The following is a 16,809-nucleotide window of genomic DNA, read 5'->3' as shown; positions in this document are numbered from 1 at the left end:
CATCAGGACTTTCTGAAGTTCTTGTGCAGCTCAGCTTCATTGGCGATGTTGCGCACCATGCCGCCGAACACGACGCCGTGGAACGGCCAGACGGCCGCCCAGTAGACGTGTCCGGCGAGCCCTTTGGGCACGAACACGGCGCGTTGGCGGTAAGTGGACCCGCCCTGCCCACCGTCCGCCACTCGAAGTTCCAGCCACGCCTTCCCCGGCACCTTCATCTCCGCGCGCAGCCGCAGCAGCCTGCCGCGTTCGACCTCCTCGACCCGCCAGAAGTCGAGCGCCTCGCCCACGTTCAACCGGTGCGGATCCCTGCGGCCCCTGCGCAGGCCCACCCCGCCCACGAGCCGGTCCAGCCAGCCCCTGATGGCCCAGGCCAGCGGAAACGAGTACCAGCCGCGTTCGCCGCCGATGCCCTCGACGACCTCCCACAGCCGTTCGGGCGTCGCCGTGGTGTCGCGTTCGCGTTCGTCGACGTAGACCGAGCCACCGGACCAGTCGGGGTCGGTCGGCAGCGGCTCACTCGGCGCACCAGGGGTGGAGGCCCCCGACCAGCGGGTCTCGACGTCGGCGTCGCGGACCTTGGCCAGCGCGAGCGCGACCGCCTTGTCGTAGCCGACGTTCTCGCCGGGCAGCAGTTCCCGGATGTCGTTCTCGCGGCACACCACCTCGTGCACCAGCGACTCGATCAACGGCCGCGCGATCGACCTCGGCACGGGCGTGACGAGGTTGACCCAGTGCGACGACAGACCCGGCGTCAGCAGCGGCACGGGCAGGACGCGGCGCTTCGGCAGGCCCGCGACCTCGGCGTACCGCAGCATCATCTCCAGGTACGTGAGCACGTCCGGCCCGCCGATGTCGAACGTCCTGTTCGCGTCCAGCGTCGTCGCGTCGACGAGGTACCGCAGCACGTCCCTGACCGCGATCGGCTGGATCCGGTTGTGCACCCAGCGCGGCGTGACCATGACCGGCAGCCGTTCGGTGAGGTACCGCAGCATCTCGAAGCTCGCCGACCCCGAACCGATGATCACCGCGGCCTGCAGCACCACGGCGGGCACCGACGACCGCAGGAAGACCTCGCCGACCTCCTTGCGGGACGCCAGGTGCGGCGACAGCTCCCCGGTCGACGGGTGCAGCCCGCCCAGGTACACGATCCTGCGCACGCCGGAACGTTCGGCGGCCGCGGCCAGGTTCTCGGCGGCCTTGCGATCGGCGTTCGCGAAGTCCTTCGAGTGCAACGAGTGCACGAGGTAGTGCACGACCTCGACGTCCCGCACCGCTTCGTCGAGATCGCCGAGCACGTCACCGCGCACGATCTCGACGTCAGCGGCCCACGGGACGTCGCGCAGCTTCTCCGGCGAACGCACCAGGCAGCGCACCTGGTGCCCTTCGGCGAGCAGCCTGGGCACGAGCCGTCCGCCGAGGTACCCGGTCGCGCCGGTCACGAGACACCGCATGCCCCGATCCTGCGCGTCCGTGCGGACGATCGCAGATCAGCGCTTCCGCTTGATCACCACGGTTCCGCCGCGGACCGCGCCCTTGAGCTGGAAGTGCGGGGAACCGACGGCGTTGTGGACCTTGTCCTTCAGCTCACCGGCGGTGAGCTCCACACCGTCGACGTTGACCGACGACCCCGCGGGCAGGAGGAGCTTGACCGTGCCCAGCGACACGTCGAGGTCGACGTTGACGAGCGGCGGCACCTCGGCCTGCGTGAAGTCGAGGTTGGTGGTGCCGAGGGTGTTGCGGATGACCAGCTCGCGGGGCACGACCCAGTGGCCCTTGCGGGTCGTGGTGCCCATCGTGTTCTTCAGTTCGGTCCGCGCGTGCGCCAGCTCGTTGTTGACCATGCCGGGCAGGTCGATCAGCACGCCGTTCAGGTCTGCCCTGGTCACGGCGGCGAGAGCGATGTCCGTGCGCGTCGTGAACTCGTCGAGCGTGATCATGCCGCGGCCCACCGCCTTGTTCAGCAGGCTGACGACGTGCTCACGTTCCGCGTCGGACACGCGTAACTCTCTGGGGTCTGTCATTTCTCTGCCTCCGGTTCGGCGTCGAGACCGTGCTCGATGGCATAACGCGCCAGCTCCACCCGGTTGTGCAGTTGAAGTTTCCGCAATGTCGATTGAACGTGGTTCTCGACCGTGCGGTGGGAGATCACCAGGCGGTTCGCGATCTGGCGTGCGGTCAGGCCCTTGGCCACCAGTCGCAGCACCTCGGTCTCCCGATCGGTGAGCTGAGGCTTGTCCTCCGAGTCGTCGGGTGCGGCGGCCATGCGCCGGTACTCGCCCAGCACGAGGCCCGCGAGGCCGGCGGTGAACACGGCGTCGCCCGCCGCGGTGCGGGTCACGGCCTCCACGAGTTCCTCGGAGGACGCGGACTTCACCAGATAGCCGGACGCGCCCGCCTTCACGGCCTGTAGCACGTCGTCGTGCTCGCCGGACGCGGACAGCACCAGCACGCGCGTGTCCGGCAGCTCGCTGGTGATCATCAGGGTCGCGTCGACCCCGGAGAGCTCACCGAGGTTGAGATCCATCAGCACCACGTTCGGCCGCACGGCCTTCGCGATGCGCACGGCGGATGCGGCGTCCCCTGCGGTCGCCACGATCTCGAAACCACGTTCCTGCAGGTCGCGTGCGACGCCTTCGCGCCACATCGGGTGGTCGTCCACGACCATCACCGAGACCGTCATCTTGCCGCCCCCTTCCTGAACACCCGAACCTCCCACTCCGTGCCCTCCCCCGGCCCGGTCTGGAGCTCCAGCGTGCCGCCCAGCGATTCCACCCGGCCCTTGATCGACTTCTCGATGCCCATCCTGCCTTCCGCGGCGGCGGAGGCGATCCGGCCTTCCGGGATGCCGGGACCATCGTCCCTGACGCTCAGCACGATTTCCTCGCCGAGGTCTTCGAGCAGCACCCACGCCCGCGCGTCCTCACCGGCGTGCTTGTCCACGTTGGACAGTGCTTCGCGCACCAGCGACGTGAGCTCGCCGGCCGCGTTGGCCGCGAACATCACCTGCGTGGCGGGTGTGGACACCTGGATCCTGGGCGTGGCGAGGAGTTGGAGGCCGGGACGCAGGTCGATCTCGCCGTCCACTGTGGAGTCAGTGGGTGCGGCGGCGACCAGGTTCCGCAGCGCGACCTCTTGTTCTCCCGCGAGCTTGGCGAGTTCCGCGGCCTCACCGCCGACCTCCATGCCGCGCTTGCGCACGCGGGCGAGGACCTGCAGCACGCTGTCGTGGATCGAGCGCGCGAGCCGTTCGCGTTCGGCCGTCGCCGCTTCCGCGCGCAACGCCTGGGCGAGCAGCACCGCCGAACGCCGTGCGGTGGCCGAAGCCATGCCGACGACCATGCCGGCACCCGCCAGCAGAACCACGTCACGCAGCAGGTCGAGGCTCGGCACGCCCTTCGACAGGTAGGTGGAGAGGCCGACCGTCAGGCCACCGGCGAACCCCGCCGCCGGACCGCCCAGAGCACCCAGCGCGACCGCGGGCACGCACGCCCAGATCGTGGTGATCAGCGGGACGTTCAGGGTCAGCAGCTGGTGGTCGGACATGATCAGCGGCGACAGCGACATGAGGCCGCACGTCAGCGCGAGGTCGACCAGCACGAGTGGCCAGCGCCTGCCCCACGTCGAACTGTAGGCGCGGCTCGTGAAGACGGACCACAGCGCCATCACCCCGAGCGTGGTCCACGCGAGCTCCGGCCGGATGTAACCGGATTGGTTCGCGATCACGTTCGCCGCCGCGAACAGGAATGTGACTATCCGTAGAGCAATCGTCCCGCGCCACAGCGGCGTGGCCGGGTCGTCGATCACCTTCGTCACACGTTCGGCAGGCTCTTTGGGCACGCTGTGCTCCTTTCGGCCACCATCCTGCCGCGTGAACGTGTGCCAGCTAACCCCCAGGTGGCCGTCTTCTGCCGAACGGAGGAATGTGCGACGCTCTCCGGGTTCAGGTGGGGAGGGCATACAGGTGCGCGACTGGCCGGTGTGGACATTGCGGCGGCCCGCGCTCTGCTACTGGCTGTTCATCGACTTCGCCGCGCTGGCCACCGTCACCTACGTGATCGTCTCGACCGACACGCCGTCACCCTCCGAGATCGGCAGGTTCGCCGCCATCGCGGGCACGGCGGGCGCGGTGATCATCGGCAGCTCCATCTACAGCCATCGTCTGGGCGAGACCGAACGCAACCCGTGGGCGGCGCACCTCTGCTACCTGACGGCGGGCATCCTCGCCCTGCCGCCGAACCTGATGGTCCTGCTGCTCTTCGGCCCGGCACTGCACTGCCTGCTGGCGCAACGCCCCGAGACGTACCGCTGGCTGTACACGCTCAGCGCCACGACCCTCGCCGTCTTCGCCACCCGCTACCTGCTCGGCTGGGTGGATCCGCGCGCCCACCTGCTGATGATGGTGTTCGGAGCCACCGTCCTGCTGACCCTGCGCGCGGCCCTGATCGCGTACGGCCTGAAGCTGCGCAACCCGTCCGCGACCTTCGAGGAGAACGTCGGCGAACCCATCGACGTCATCCTCGGCGTCGTGGCGGTGTCGATCGGCGGCCTGATGGGCTGTGTCGCGGAGAACAACGCCGTCCACGCCCTGATCGCCGGCCCGGCACTGGCCCTGCTGGAACGCGCCGCCCAGCTCCCGCAGTGGCGCCGCTCGGCCCAGCGCGACGCCAAGACCGGTCTCGCCAACGCCGTGCACTGGGACAGCCGCGCCCGTTACGAACTGACCAAGGGCGCCGACCGCACCCGCCCGATGGCCGTGATGCTGCTCGACCTCGACCACTTCAAGCGGGTCAACGACGAGGTGGGCCACCTGGCGGGCGACGCCGCCCTGGCCGCTGTGTCGTTGTTGCTGCGCGGCACGGTCCGCGGCGGCGACCTCGTGGGCCGGTTCGGCGGCGAGGAGTTCGTCGTCCTGCTCCCGGACGCCACGCCGGAACAGGCCGAGTCGGTCGCCGAACGCGTGCGCCAGGCCGTGGCCGACCTCCGCGTGCCCACGATGGCCACCGACGGCAAGCCGCACGAGCTGAGCGGCCTGACCGTGTCGATCGGCGTGGCCACCACGACCCGGTTCGGCTACGAACTGCCGGACCTGCTGGTGGCGGCGGACGCGGCGCTGCTGGCCGCGAAGGCGTACGGCCGCAACCTGGTCTCGATGGCCTGACCTCGCTGGCCGGTTGTGGCGCGAAAAGCACGTTCAGGCCGCTAGATGGCCCGAACGCCACTTTCGCACCCAAGGCTCGTTTGGCGCGAACGGGACGTTGGTGCCGCTAGATCGCCCGAACGTGCTTTTCGCGCCAACGGAACAGGAACGGGCAGGACATGGCTTAGAGCTCCTCGACCCGTTCGCTCTTGTCGTCCTTCGGCGCCGTGTCCTGCGGGTTCAGCACGTCCACCTTCTCCGGCTTCTGCACCGCATCTGCGTCGGACACCAGCGACCGGATCCCGGAGTTCAGCACCGCGAGCAACGGCACCGCGAGCAACGCACCGGCGATGCCGCCCACGACCAACCCGCCCGCGATCGCGAGCACGACCGCCAACGGGTGCAGCTTCACCGCGCGCCCCAGCAACAACGGCTGGAGGACGTGTGACTCCAGCTGCATCACGCCGATGAGCACGGCCAGGACGACCAGCGCCGCGATCGGGCCGTTCGTCACCAACGCGATCAAGACGGCGACTGCGCCCGTGAACACCGCACCGACGATGGGGATGAACGCGCCGAGGAACACCAACGCCGACAAAGGCACCACCAGCGGTACGCCGATGATCGCCAGGCCGATGCCGACACCGACGGCGTCGACGACCGCGACCGCCGCCGTCGCGCGCACGTAAGAAACGAGAGAGCCGAACCCCCTACGGCCCGCCACGTCCACACGCTGACGCACGTCGCGAGGGACCCCACGGATCACGAAGCGCCAGATGCCGTCGCCGTCGTGCAAGAAGAAGATGAGCGTGAACAGCGCGAGCAACAGGCCCGTCAGCACCTCGCCGAGGGTCGCGGCGGTCGTCAGCGCGCCGGACGTGATCTCGGCCTGGTTCTCCTTGATCGTCTTCACGATCTCGTTGAGGTAGTTCTGCAGCTGCGCGTCGGACAGGTGCGCGGGCCCGTCCTTGAGCCACCGCTGGATCGTGTCGAGCGACGCCCCCACCTGCGACTGCAGTTCCGGCAGGCCGCGGGAGAACTCGCTGATCACGAACGTCAGCACGCCGCCGAGCACGCCGATGCCGAGGATCATCATCACGGTCGTGGCCACGCCGCGCGGCACCCGCCACTCGACGAGCTTCGCCACGCCGGGGGACAGCAGTGCCGCCAGCAGCAGGGCGATTGCGACCGGGATCACTATCGACGCGAGGAAGCCCAGCACGTACGCGACCACGTACAACGCGGCCACCACCACGACGAACCGCCAGCTCAGCGCGGCACTCACCCGCAGCAGCAGGGGAACGCGACTGCTGATCTCCGACTCCGGTGTGCTCACGTGCCTCACGTTAACTGCTCAGACCCTGGTCAAGCCGGAACCTGATGGGGATGATCCGATTCGTCAGGGGAGGACGAAGTGATCAAGCCGGAAGACTTGACCGAGGTCGAGCGCCAGGTCGCAGGTGCCTACGCGGGTGGCACCGAGATCGACCTGACCGGGCAGAGCGTGCGCGGCGAGGTGCTCACCGGGTTGCTGACCGGCATGTACCGGGTGCCGCGCAAGGGATTGCCCGCGCTTCGCCTGCGAAACACCCGGATCACCGGGAGGTTCGAGCTCGAAGGGACTCGCGTCACCCGCGTCATCGACCTCACCCACTGCACGTTCGAGGAACCGCTCGACCTCCGCATGGCCCGCCTCATCGGGCTGCGCCTGCGCGGCACCCGCGTGCCGGGCCTGCAGGGCCGCAACCTCCGCGTGTTCAGCGACCTCGTCCTCGAGGCCGGCTTCACCTGCACCGGCACCGTCGACCTCACCGACGCCGCCGTCGACGGCACGCTCCGGCTCGCCGGCGCGGTCCTGAAGAGCGACACGAACCACGCGTTCCTCGGCGCCCGCCTGCGGGTGAGCGGATCCGTCCAGGCCATAGCGGTGCGGGCCCAGGGGGAGGTGCGCCTGCGCGGTGCGACGATCGGCGGCAGCGTCCACCTCGGCGGCGCCCGGCTGAGCAACGTCGGCCGCGACGCGCTCGAAGCGTCCGGCATCGTGGTCGCGGGCAACGTCTTCTGCAACGCGGAGGGCGGCCGCTTCACCGCTGAGGGCCGGGTGCTGCTCGACGGCGCGCGCGTCGGCGGCAACCTGGAGTTCACCGGTGCCCGCCTGCACTCGGCCCACCGCGTCGACAACCAGGTGCTGGTGCTGCCGCACGGACTGGCCGACGAGGCCGCGACACTCGTGGCCGACCGCATCCGGGTCGAGGGCAACGTCGAGCTGGACGACGGCTTCACGAGCACCGGCACGATCCGGCTGCCGAACGCGAGCATCGGCGGGTACCTGCGGCTGTCCGGCGCGGTGATCGGACCGCGCGACGTCGCGGAGGAGCTCGCCGGTGACGTCACCAACCGCATCCCCGTCGCCGTGCACGCGGACGGCATGCAGGTGCGCGGCGACGTCGAGGCCCGCAGCGCGGTCAACGGCGCGGGCACCCGGTCGCTGCCGTTGCAGACCTACGGCCAGGTCCGGCTGTCGAACGCGCACATCATGGGCAGCGCCAGCATGTCGGGCGTCTCGCTGCACGGGCCCGGCATCGACGTCCTGTTCGCCGACCGCCTCCAGGTCGGCGGCACGTTGTTCCTGCGGGAGCTCAGGGCCAAGGGCTCGGTCCGGCTCCAGAACGCGAACATCGGGTCCACTTTGGACATGTCAGGCGCCGAGCTGACGTTGCCGAGGCTGCGCGCGAACGGCACGCAGAAGCCGTCCCTCGACGCCCGTGCCATCACGATCGGCAAGGACCTCCTGTGCAGCCGCGGGTTCACGGCGGTCGGCGGCGTGCGGATCCGGCTGGGCGAGGTCGGCAAGATGGCGACGTTCAGCGACTCGCACCTCGGCTCGACCTCCGCGGACATCGCGCTCAACGCGTACGGCCTGACGGTGCACCAGTTCCGCCTGCACATCCCCGAGGGCCAGCAGCCCAAGGGCAAGATCGTGCTGAGCAGGCTGAAGGCGGTGTCGGTCACCGACGGGCCCGGCCTGTGGGACGCGGAGGGTGGCGTCGCCGTCGACGACTTCGAGTTCGCCGGCATCACCGCCGATCCCGACGTGCCGGTCGAGACCCGGCTGAGGTGGCTGCTCAAGGTGCAGCCGGACTTCGCGCCGGGACCGTACGAGCAGCTCGCCGCCGTCTACCAGCAGGGCGGCGAGGAGGAGCTCGCGCAGAAGGTCCAGCTGGAGAAACAACGCCGCCGCTTCTCCGAGCTCGGCAGGGCGGGCCGGGTCTGGGGCGGCGTGCAGCGCTGGACCGTCGGTTACGGCTACCGGCCGTGGCTCGCGATCTGCTGGCTCGGCGTGTTCTGGCTCGGCGGCGCGCTGTGGTTCCAGTGGCATCCGATGGTCAAGCTCAACTCCGACGAGGACCCGGTGTGGAACGCCTGGCTCCTCGCGCTGGACCTGCTGATCCCGATCATCGACTTCGGCCACGACGGGAAGTGGCAGTTCACGGGCGCGTCGCAGTGGATCTCCTCGCTGCTCGTGGCCGTGGGATGGGTGCTCGCGTCGACCGCGGCGGCGGGTGCGGCACGGGTGTTGAAGCGGGTCTGAGTGTTCACACGATGTAGTTAACCGAGCGCTCTGGGCGTGCATTCGGGGCCGTGGGACTGGCAGAGTCGCCGACGTCGACTTGATCACTTGATCGTCGGCGAATCCCTTGAGCGCCACCGAGTAGCGAGGTTTCCTGCGTTGTTCTCCGCCGATCTGCGAGCGAAGACGGGAGCGAACGGCATCCGCCGGTTCGCCACCCGAGCGCTGCTCGCCGTCGGTGGGGCGATCGCGGGTACGGCCGTTGCCTGGGCGCTGACCACGTCTTCCGCGAACGCAGCTGAAGACGTGCAGCAGTTCGACGTCGTCACCAAGATCGTCTCTGCGGACGAGAAGCTGCCGGTCGTCGTTCCCGCTGCCACCGCAGTGCACAAGATCGACGAGGCGTTGCGCGCCGAGCAGGAGAAGGCTCGCGCCGCCCTGCCGGAGGTGCAGGTCTCCACGGCGGTCGAGCAGATCGCCGAGCGGATCCTGCCTCAGGTCACCAGGACCGGTCAGTCCGACGCCCCCGCCACGGCGCGGTCGTTGGACGTGACGTTCCCGGAGATCCCGGCCTCCGAGACCGGTCAGTCGCCGGTCGCGCAGGCTTTGCAGGTTGCTGGTCCGTCCGGTGCCTCGTGGACGGAACTGTTGGAGCACAACGACTTCGTCGTGCCCTCCGAGCAGCGTCCGTCCCTGCCCACCAGCCCGTTGCCCAAGTTGCCCGTCCCGGCCCCCGCGCCGGTGCAGTGCAGCTGCGGTTCCGACGGTTCTGGTTCTGCGAAGGGCAGCACGACCGCTGCTCTCGCTGCGTCCGGCAACGCTCACGGCACCTCGGTGACGCGCGCTCTCGCGCCGTCCACCGACGAGGTGACCGTGACGCCGGGCAAGCAGCCCGGTATCAACCCCGACTGATTTCAGCGCGCGGTCCGCGGCAGCCACCTCCCCCGGCTGTCCGGAAGTCGACCGTCGCGCTTTTTTCTTGCGCTCCTTCCGGTCGATCACCGCGTGCGACTCCCCCGGTGATGACGCGCCTTCCCCAGCGCGTCTCGGCCCCACCCCCTTGAACTCCCCTGACAGCAGGGGATTGTGGAAAAGGAGATCCAATGCAGACCTGGGCAAAGCGCGGAATCCAGTCCGCGTTTGTCACTGGTGGTTTGCTGATGCTCGGTACGGGCATCGCTTCTGCCCAGGAGAACGTCAACCCCGACGCAGCGCCGTCACCCGTTGACGCGGGCGTCTCGGTTCCGGTGAAGGTGGACCAGAACAACCTGGGCACCCCCGTCAAGAACCTGGACGTTCCCAAGGTCGACCGCACGATCAGCACGGACCGCGTCACCAGCGCGGTGCCCACCCGCACGGCCGCTCCGGTCGCGCACCCGCTGATCCGTCAGGCAGGCGAGCGCCTGCAGGGCACCGCCCTCCAGAACGTGGTGCGGGGCAACACGATCCAGGCGCACGTCGATGTGCCGATCCAGATCTGCGGCAACGCGATCGCGGTCCTCGGGAACGCCGAGGCGGCCGGCGACTGCACGCAGTACACGCACCGCGACGGCACGATCGTCACCGACGGCGCGGGCCAGGCTCTCGCCGGCAACGTCGTCGCCGTCAACCACGTGCTCCCGGTCCAGCTGACCGGCAACGCGATCGCGGCAGGCGGCAACGCCGCCACCAACACGACGGCCGAGCAGGTCTCGACGACCGGCGGCGACATCACCACCAACGGTGACAAGGGCGCCATCTCCGGCAACGTCGTGGCCGAGTACGGCGCGACCCCGGTCCAGATCACCGGCAACGGTGTGGGCGCGGCCGGCATCGCCGAGGCCAACTCGACCGCTGACACGTTCGCCTCCTCCGAGGGCGACACCAGGACCAGCGGCAGGAACAGCTCGATCTCCGGCAACGCGGTGCCGATCCCGGTGTCCCCGCTGTTCGAGGTCAACGGCAACGCGGTCGCCGGTGCGGCCAACGCCACCACCGACTCGGTGCAGACCGGTGCCGCCTACGCCGGTGGCAACACCGACACCGACGGCGACCCCGCCACGCTCGCGGGCAACGTCGCCGAGGCCGCTGTCGCCGGCCCGATCTCGGTCGACGACAACGCCGGCGCCGCGGGCGGCAACGCCACCGCGGTCAGCGAGACGATCAACGACTCGAACGCCGGTGGCACCAAGCACACCAACGGCACCGGCTCCACGGGGTCCGGCAACGTCGCCGGCGTGCCCGTCTCGCTCCCCACCGGTGTGGGCGGCAACGGTGCGGCGGTCATCGGCAACGCGCTGACCGACCACGAGAACGAAGCCAACTCCAACGCGGGTGGCGAGACCTACACGCTGGGCGACAAGTCCGTCCTGTCCGGCAACATCGCCGACGTTCCCCCGGCCACCGCCATCGACGCGTGCGGCAACGGTGCGTCCGCCGGTGGCCAGGCCGCCGGCACCTGCGAGAACGACGTCAAGTCGACCACCGGTGGCTACCAGGGCACCGTCGGCAACGACTCGGTCGGCTCCGGCAACATCGCGCAGACCCCGGTCGCCGTTCCGGTCGAGGTCTACGGTGTGGCGGGCACGCTCGCCGGTCAGGCCAGCGGCTCGGCGGACGAGACCAAGGTCGTCCGCTCCAGCGGCCAGCCGAACTCGCAGGACGACCGCGGCACGGTCTCCAGCAACGTCGTGACCACGCCCACCGCCGCCGCGGCCCAGGTCTTCGGGTTCACCGCCGGTCTGGTGGGCAACACCACGACCGACTCGTCGAACGACACCTCGGTCATCGCGGGCAGCGACCCCAAGGCGTACGGCAAGAAGAGCTCGGTCTCCGGCAACATCGTCCAGGTCCCGACCTCGACGCCGGCCCAGGTCTTCGGCGACGGCGTCACCCTGGTGGGCAACAACTCGTCCACGGCCGACAACGCCACGGACATGAAGGCGGGCGGCGACGCTCTCACCACCGGTGAGGACGGCTCGATCGCCGGCAACGTCATCTCCACCCCGGTCGCGTCCGCCACGCAGGTCGCGGGCTGGGCGGTCGGCGGCGGCAGCAACGTCGACGCCAAGGCCACCAACGACCTCGACTCGGTCGCCGGCGGCGACGTCGACAGCAACGGTGACGGTGGTTCGGTCTCCGGCAACCTGATCGGCGCGCAGGCCACGCCGTTCGTGCCGGTGCCCGGCAACTCGGTCTCGGCCGCGGGCATCACCAACTCCGACACGCTGACCGACACCAAGACGGTGGCGGGTGGCGACAGCGCCTCCACCGCCCAGGACGCCTCGGTCTCCGGCAACCTGATCAACGTGCCCGCCAACGCCATCGTCGGCGTGTACGCGGACGCGATCGCGGCTGCGGGCCAGGCGAACACGGTCACCGACAAGGAGTCGTTCACCCAGGCCGGCGGCAACATGTTCACGGAGGGCAGCGGACCGCTGACCGCCCGTGAGATGACCGTCCCGGTCGAGGCGCTCGCCAAGGTCGCGTACGTCCCCGTGGAGGTCCTCGGCCAGGCGACCACCGCCGGCACCGACGAGGACACGCAGCTCACCGGCGAAGAGGCTGCCGGCGTCCTGCGTGCCACGCAGCTCAAGGGCATCGAGCTCCCCAAGGGCGTCGACAGCCTGATGAAGGCCGACGAGGTCCCGGCGTTCCACGGCCTCGACAAGCTGCCCGTGAACACGCTGCCGAACCCGGCCGACGTGGCCGCGCTGGCCGGTCAGCTGCCCACCCCGGCGCTGCCCGCCGTCGCGCAGGAGCGCTCCGCCCTGCCGGTCAACGGTGGCACCGCGGGCATCACGCCGAACGTCCAGGGCCTGCCCCTGAACGAGGTGCTGGAGGCCGCGAAGGCTCTGCTCCCGGCCGGCGCCACCGGTCGTTCGCTGCCGACCGTTCCGTCCCTCCCGGTGACCGCCCCGGCCCTGCCGGTGCAGCTGCCCGGCGTGCCGACCGAGCGTTCGCTGCCCGCGCTGCCGCTCGACGGCCCGGCCTCCGTCTCGGGTCTCAACCTGAACCCGACCCAGGGCCTGGCCCCGCAGGAGCGCGCGCTGCCGCAGCTCCCGGTGAACGCTCCGGCGATCGCCCTGATCGACCCGGCCAACGTGTTCGAGCGCGTGACCGGCTCGCTGTAACACCCCGCAGGTTGTAACACCCTCCCTCCGGTAAGAAGCTGAGCCCCGGCGACACGACGGTGTCGCCGGGGCTCAGTGCCGTCTTCACCTGTTCTCGGCCGTCGCGATCACGTCGTCCGGAGCGGTGTCGCCGTCGCTCGTCACCCAGTGGATCTGCGGACTCTCCCCGACCAGCTGCCTGATCAACGCCGAGATCGGTGAGCCGTCGCCGAAGTCGTGCTCGGCCAGCACGGCGAGCACGGTCTCGTGGTACCGGGCGACGGTGAAGTCCGGACGCAGTCCCGCCCGCAGCACCCGCGCCGCCTCGAGCAACGAGTCCGGTGCGGTGACCAGGACGAGGGTGACCAGGGTGCCGCGCGTGCGGGCACGGATCAGCGACTGCTCCAGGCGGTCGAGCAGCAGCGCGTGTCCGGGCAGGCCCGTGAGCGGGTCGTGCAGCACAGTCCGTGTCTAGCCGAGGCGCGGCCCGTTGACCAGCATCGCCACGTCATCCGAGCGCGTAGACGTCACCCTCCGACGCCGCCACGACCTCGCCGGAGAACGTCGCACGAGCAGCAGCGACTGCGGCGAAACGATCGTTGCCCGGCCAGAAGTGCGTGAGCATCAGGCGCCGTGCTCCCGCCCGGCGGGCCCACGACCCGGCTGCGGCGGACGTCATCAGCAGACCCGAGGTGTCGCCGGGCCGGTCGGTGGCCTCGACGACGAACAGGTCCGCGTCCCGACCGAGCGCCGCCAATGCCGGGGAGGGACCGGTGTCGCCGGTGTAGGCGAGCACCCGCGAAGCCTCCAGCCGGACACCCGCGTTCGGCACGAAGTGCGGCAGGTCCACACCGGACAGCGCGAACGGACCGACCTCCCAGACGCCCGGCAGCGGGTGGACGTCGAAGACCTCGAGCAGTGACACGTCGGGTTCGAGGCCCTGCAGGCGGTCCAGCACACCCGGTGGGCAGTACAACGGCAGCCGGCCGCGCCGCCCGTAGTGCCACATCCGGAACAGGCCGTGCAGGTCGGCGCAGTGGTCGGGATGTTCGTGGGTGATCACCACGGCGTCCGGTCCCGCCGGCCACAGGTCCAACAGCCGCGGCAACGTGCCGTAGCCCAGGTCCAGGACCAGCCGGTAGCCGGATTCTTCGACCGCGAACCCACTGCACGCCCTGCCCGGTTCGGGATAGGCGCCGCAGCTGCCGAGGACCGTCAGCCGCACGGCTTGCTCAGCAGGATGCCGCGCGGCCCGAACCCGGCCGACGAGTAGAACCGGACGGCGTCATCGTTGGTGGCGAAGATGTTCGCGTAGACGATCGACACGTCATGAGCTGCGGCAACACGTTCCGCCTCCGCGACCAGAGCCGCGCCGATGCCACGACCCCGGTGGCCGTCCAGCACAACGGTGTGGACGTCGGCCGCGCGGCGAGGCACCAGGATCTGGTGGTCCGGAGGGTCCGCGAGCAGCAGAACCACCTCCACCATGCCCACCACCTCGCCGTCCACTTCGGCGACCGAGATCAACGCGTTGCCGATCGCGTTCTCGAAGTACCGCCGCACCGCTTCCTCGTCCGGGATGCGGAAGAGGTCCGGCGCCAGCTGGACGTGGCGTTCGGCGTTGGCCAGGCGCAACCGGACGAGAGCTGTCACGTCGCTGCGCCCGGCCGGCCTGATCAGTGTCACCTGTCGATCTTGCACGATCAGGTCACCTGCGTGCCCGGAGCGGGAACGGCTTTCTCGGCGGCGCGACTGACCTCCTCCCACGAGGCCCAGGTGTCCATGCGGCGCCGCGAGATGTCGAACGCCACGTCGTAGACCATGCTGCCGAGCAGGAGCCGCAGCGGCGGGTCGTCACTCGCGACCAAGGTCATCACCGCTTCGGCGGCCAGCTTCGGTTCGCTGTCGATCGAGCCCTCCGCCCACTGCTTCTCGAGCTCGGCCCGCAGCGGGTCGTAGACCGGGTTCGGGCTGGTGGCCGTGCTGCTGGTGTAGAGGTCGGTCCAGTAACCACCCGGCTGGACGATCGTGACCTTGACGCCGAACTGCGCGCCTTCGGCGGCGAGCGCCTCGCTCATGCCTTCCAGCGCGAACTTGCTGGCGCTGTAGAGCCCGGTGCTGGGGAAGCCGCCGAGCGCGCCGATGCTGGAGATCTGCAGGACGTGCCCGCCACCGCCCGCTCGCAGGTGCGGCATCACGGCCTGGCTGACCCACAGCGCACCGAAGAAGTTGACGTCCATCTGAGCGCGCGCCTCGGCTTCGGAGAACTCCTCCACCATCCCGGTGAACAACGCACCCGCGTTGTTCACGACGACGTCGAGCCGGCCGAAGTGCTCCACCGCCTGAGCAACGACGTCGAACACCGCCGTCCGATCCGTGACGTCGAGGCGCAGAGCCAGCAGGCGATCCGGGTGCCTCGTGACGAGATCTTCGAGCGGCTCGACGTCACGAGCAGCGCCGACGACCCGGTGACCGGCCGCCAGTGCGGCCTCGGTGAAGGCTCGGCCGAGACCACGGCTGGCACCGGTGACGAACCAGACCTGGGATGAGATTTCCACGCTGTTCCCCCATCGCATTGACGAGACGGACCGTCTCGTCTTGTGGGGTAGCTTGCCTGGAGTCACTCGGCTTGTCAAGACGGACCGTCTCGTCTCTTCTTGCGCTAGATTGACCCCGTGCCCACGAAGGTCGCCCCGGACCCGAGCCGTCGCAGCGAGACCGCGCGGCGAGCCATCCTCGCCGCCGCCCTCGACCTGGTCGGGAAGGTGGGCTACGCGAAGCTCACCATCGAGGGCATCGCCCAGGCCGCAGGAGTCGGCAAGCAGACGATCTACCGGTGGTGGCCGTCCAAGGGCCCGCTGTTCTTCGACGCCTTCCTCACGCTCGCAGGCGACGGCGAGGCAGCAGCGCTACCCGACACCGGCGACCTGGCGGCCGACCTGAAGCTCGTCCTGAGCGCGACCGTCGACGAGCTCAACGACCTGGGCTTCGACCAGACCATGCGCGCCCTGCACACCGAGATCGTCCACGACCCGAACCTGGCCGCCGACTACGCGACCCGTCTGGACGGCCCGATGCGCGAGCTGAAGAAGGAACGCCTGCGCTCCGCCCAACGCGCCGGGCAACTGGCCGAGGACGTCGACCTCGACGTTGCCGTCGACCTGATCTGGGGCCCCGTCCTCAACCGCTGGTTGCACCGCACCGCGCCGTTGACCAGCGACTACGCGTGCCAGGTCGTCGACACCGCACTGCGTGGTCTGCAACCGCGTTAGAGGCTTGGGCGATCGGTGCGCAGCCGGGCGTGGGTGTGGGCGTCGTGCCATCCGTCCGCGTGCAGCAGCACACCGCGTTGAGTGCCTTCGTCGCTGAACCCGAGTTTCGCGGCGACGCGGCACGACGCCAGGTTGCCCGTCGAGTGCCGCAGGAAGATCCGGTGCAGGCCCACGACGTCGAAGGACCACCGGGTCAAGGCGAGCGTCGCCCGTCCAGCCACCCCAGCTCCGCGCGCCGCCGGCAGCACCCAGTACGACAACTCCGCCGAACTCTCGAACAGCGAGACGCCGCGCAGCCCGACCTGCCCGACCACCCGGTCCTCGACGGCGATCGCCCAGCTGGCATCCGTCTCGTCGTCCCAGCGCGACTCCCACCCCTCGATCCAGGCGAGGGCTTCGTCGCGGGAGTCCATGCACCGCGCGTGCCAACGCTGGATGTCCGGACAGTCGAAGGCCGCCTTCACGACCTCGGCATCGCTCCCGCGCCACGGCCGCAGCACCAGGCCGTCACCGTCGATGGTGGGTTGTCGCAGGCTCTTCAGCGTCCCGGCGGGGTGAGCGGGGCTGACGAGAAGCGGCATGGTCGGATCCTCCGGGGTCAGCGAACGTGGCGGCGGAACACGCCGTCGTCGAAAGTCAGCCGCGCACCACCACCGGCCGGAATCACGCCGTACGCGTCCTCGGTGTGCGCGTCGAAGGTGCCGAGGTGCTCGCCCGTGCTGCGTTTGGCGGGGG

Annotated in this window: 15 protein-coding genes; 5 read left to right on the top strand and 10 right to left on the bottom strand. The window is 69.9% G+C overall.

All coding sequences use genetic code 11. The features are described 5' to 3' along the window. Nucleotides 1–2: 2 nt before the first annotated feature. Genes ACFOWZ_RS14250 through macS form a run of 4 tightly spaced genes read right to left on the bottom strand, consistent with a single transcriptional unit; the run spans nucleotide 3 to nucleotide 3,840 of the window. On the bottom strand, nucleotides 3–1,454 hold the full coding sequence (locus ACFOWZ_RS14250; RefSeq protein WP_382372390.1) for an SDR family oxidoreductase: 1,452 nt from the start codon (nucleotides 1,452–1,454) through the stop codon (nucleotides 3–5). 36 nt (nucleotides 1,455–1,490) lie between these two features. Continuing rightward, on the bottom strand, nucleotides 1,491–2,000 hold the full coding sequence (locus ACFOWZ_RS14245) for a DUF1707 SHOCT-like domain-containing protein (RefSeq protein ID WP_382372388.1): 510 nt from the start codon (nucleotides 1,998–2,000) through the stop codon (nucleotides 1,491–1,493). A 20-nt stretch (nucleotides 2,001–2,020) separates the two neighbouring features. Continuing rightward, nucleotides 2,021–2,683, bottom strand: a complete 663-nt coding sequence (locus tag ACFOWZ_RS14240; protein ID WP_030465668.1) for a response regulator — start codon at nucleotides 2,681–2,683, stop codon at nucleotides 2,021–2,023. Next, nucleotides 2,680–3,840, bottom strand: coding sequence for a MacS family sensor histidine kinase (macS, locus tag ACFOWZ_RS14235; protein WP_382372385.1), 1,161 nt, complete (start codon nucleotides 3,838–3,840; stop codon nucleotides 2,680–2,682). Before macS ends, ACFOWZ_RS14240 begins: the two co-directional genes overlap by 4 nt. 124 nt (nucleotides 3,841–3,964) lie before the next feature. Here macS and ACFOWZ_RS14230 point away from each other — a divergent pair, with 124 nt between their 5' ends. After that, nucleotides 3,965–5,161, top strand: coding sequence for a GGDEF domain-containing protein (locus tag ACFOWZ_RS14230; RefSeq protein ID WP_382372383.1), 1,197 nt, complete (start codon nucleotides 3,965–3,967; stop codon nucleotides 5,159–5,161). Between the two features lie 163 nt (nucleotides 5,162–5,324). Here the strand turns inward: ACFOWZ_RS14230 and ACFOWZ_RS14225 are convergent, their stop codons facing one another. Beyond that, complete coding sequence (locus ACFOWZ_RS14225; RefSeq protein ID WP_382372381.1) at nucleotides 5,325–6,476, bottom strand: AI-2E family transporter; 1,152 nt, start codon at nucleotides 6,474–6,476, stop codon at nucleotides 5,325–5,327. A gap of 78 nt (nucleotides 6,477–6,554) precedes the next feature. On the opposite strand from ACFOWZ_RS14225, the gene ACFOWZ_RS14220 reads away from it, so the two are divergent. The 3 genes from ACFOWZ_RS14220 (at nucleotide 6,555) to ACFOWZ_RS14210 (ending at nucleotide 12,823) form a co-directional block, all read left to right on the top strand. Continuing rightward, entirely contained in the window at nucleotides 6,555–8,732 is a 2,178-nt protein-coding gene (locus ACFOWZ_RS14220; protein ID WP_382372379.1) for a hypothetical protein, read from the top strand. A 138-nt stretch (nucleotides 8,733–8,870) separates the two neighbouring features. Next, a complete protein-coding gene (locus ACFOWZ_RS14215; protein ID WP_382372377.1) occupies nucleotides 8,871–9,623 on the top strand; it encodes a hypothetical protein in 753 nt (250 codons plus the stop codon). A gap of 191 nt (nucleotides 9,624–9,814) precedes the next feature. After that, nucleotides 9,815–12,823, top strand: a complete 3,009-nt coding sequence (locus ACFOWZ_RS14210; RefSeq protein WP_382372375.1) for a beta strand repeat-containing protein — start codon at nucleotides 9,815–9,817, stop codon at nucleotides 12,821–12,823. 84 nt (nucleotides 12,824–12,907) lie between these two features. Here ACFOWZ_RS14210 and ACFOWZ_RS14205 read toward each other — a convergent pair whose 3' ends face one another. Genes ACFOWZ_RS14205 through ACFOWZ_RS14190 form a run of 4 tightly spaced genes read right to left on the bottom strand, consistent with a single transcriptional unit; the run spans nucleotide 12,908 to nucleotide 15,360 of the window. Continuing rightward, on the bottom strand, nucleotides 12,908–13,264 hold the full coding sequence (locus ACFOWZ_RS14205; protein WP_382372373.1) for a hypothetical protein: 357 nt from the start codon (nucleotides 13,262–13,264) through the stop codon (nucleotides 12,908–12,910). A 46-nt stretch (nucleotides 13,265–13,310) separates the two neighbouring features. Beyond that, nucleotides 13,311–14,027 (bottom strand): MBL fold metallo-hydrolase, encoded by a 717-nt coding sequence (locus tag ACFOWZ_RS14200; protein ID WP_382372371.1) that lies wholly within the window; start codon nucleotides 14,025–14,027, stop codon nucleotides 13,311–13,313. Continuing rightward, a complete protein-coding gene (locus ACFOWZ_RS14195; RefSeq protein ID WP_382372369.1) occupies nucleotides 14,018–14,488 on the bottom strand; it encodes a GNAT family N-acetyltransferase in 471 nt (156 codons plus the stop codon). Before ACFOWZ_RS14195 ends, ACFOWZ_RS14200 begins: the two co-directional genes overlap by 10 nt. Nucleotides 14,489–14,505: 17 nt before the next feature. After that, the gene (locus ACFOWZ_RS14190) at nucleotides 14,506–15,360 is read right to left on the bottom strand and encodes an SDR family oxidoreductase (protein ID WP_382372367.1); all 855 of its coding nucleotides are present in this window, start codon (nucleotides 15,358–15,360) and stop codon (nucleotides 14,506–14,508) included. A 117-nt stretch (nucleotides 15,361–15,477) separates the two neighbouring features. Here ACFOWZ_RS14190 and ACFOWZ_RS14185 point away from each other — a divergent pair, with 117 nt between their 5' ends. After that, nucleotides 15,478–16,074, top strand: coding sequence for a TetR/AcrR family transcriptional regulator (locus ACFOWZ_RS14185; protein ID WP_382372365.1), 597 nt, complete (start codon nucleotides 15,478–15,480; stop codon nucleotides 16,072–16,074). On the opposite strand, the gene ACFOWZ_RS14180 is transcribed toward ACFOWZ_RS14185, so the two are convergent. After that, the gene (locus ACFOWZ_RS14180; RefSeq protein WP_382372363.1) at nucleotides 16,071–16,655 is read right to left on the bottom strand and encodes a GNAT family N-acetyltransferase; all 585 of its coding nucleotides are present in this window, start codon (nucleotides 16,653–16,655) and stop codon (nucleotides 16,071–16,073) included. The two genes, ACFOWZ_RS14185 and ACFOWZ_RS14180, sit on opposite strands and share 4 nt — an antisense overlap. Nucleotides 16,656–16,809 lie beyond the last annotated feature (154 nt).

Origin of the sequence: Lentzea rhizosphaerae (genome assembly GCF_042649515.1) — a bacterium.
GTDB lineage: Bacteria > Actinomycetota > Actinomycetes > Mycobacteriales > Pseudonocardiaceae > Lentzea > Lentzea aerocolonigenes.
Note: the sequence above shows the minus strand (reverse complement) of the source record. Positions and strands in the feature narration are given on the sequence as shown.

Bases quoted from the DNA above. Each gene is read 5' to 3' on its own strand.
- ACFOWZ_RS14180 (WP_382372363.1), bottom strand. From the start codon at position 16,655: ATGCCGCTTCTCGTCAGCCCCGCTCACCCCGCCGGGACGCTGAAGAGC.
- ACFOWZ_RS14250 (WP_382372390.1), bottom strand. From the start codon at position 1,454: ATGCGGTGTCTCGTGACCGGCGCGACCGGGTACCTCGGCGGACGGCTC.
- ACFOWZ_RS14240 (WP_030465668.1), bottom strand. From the start codon at position 2,683: ATGACGGTCTCGGTGATGGTCGTGGACGACCACCCGATGTGGCGCGAA.
- ACFOWZ_RS14210 (WP_382372375.1), top strand. From the start codon at position 9,815: ATGCAGACCTGGGCAAAGCGCGGAATCCAGTCCGCGTTTGTCACTGGT.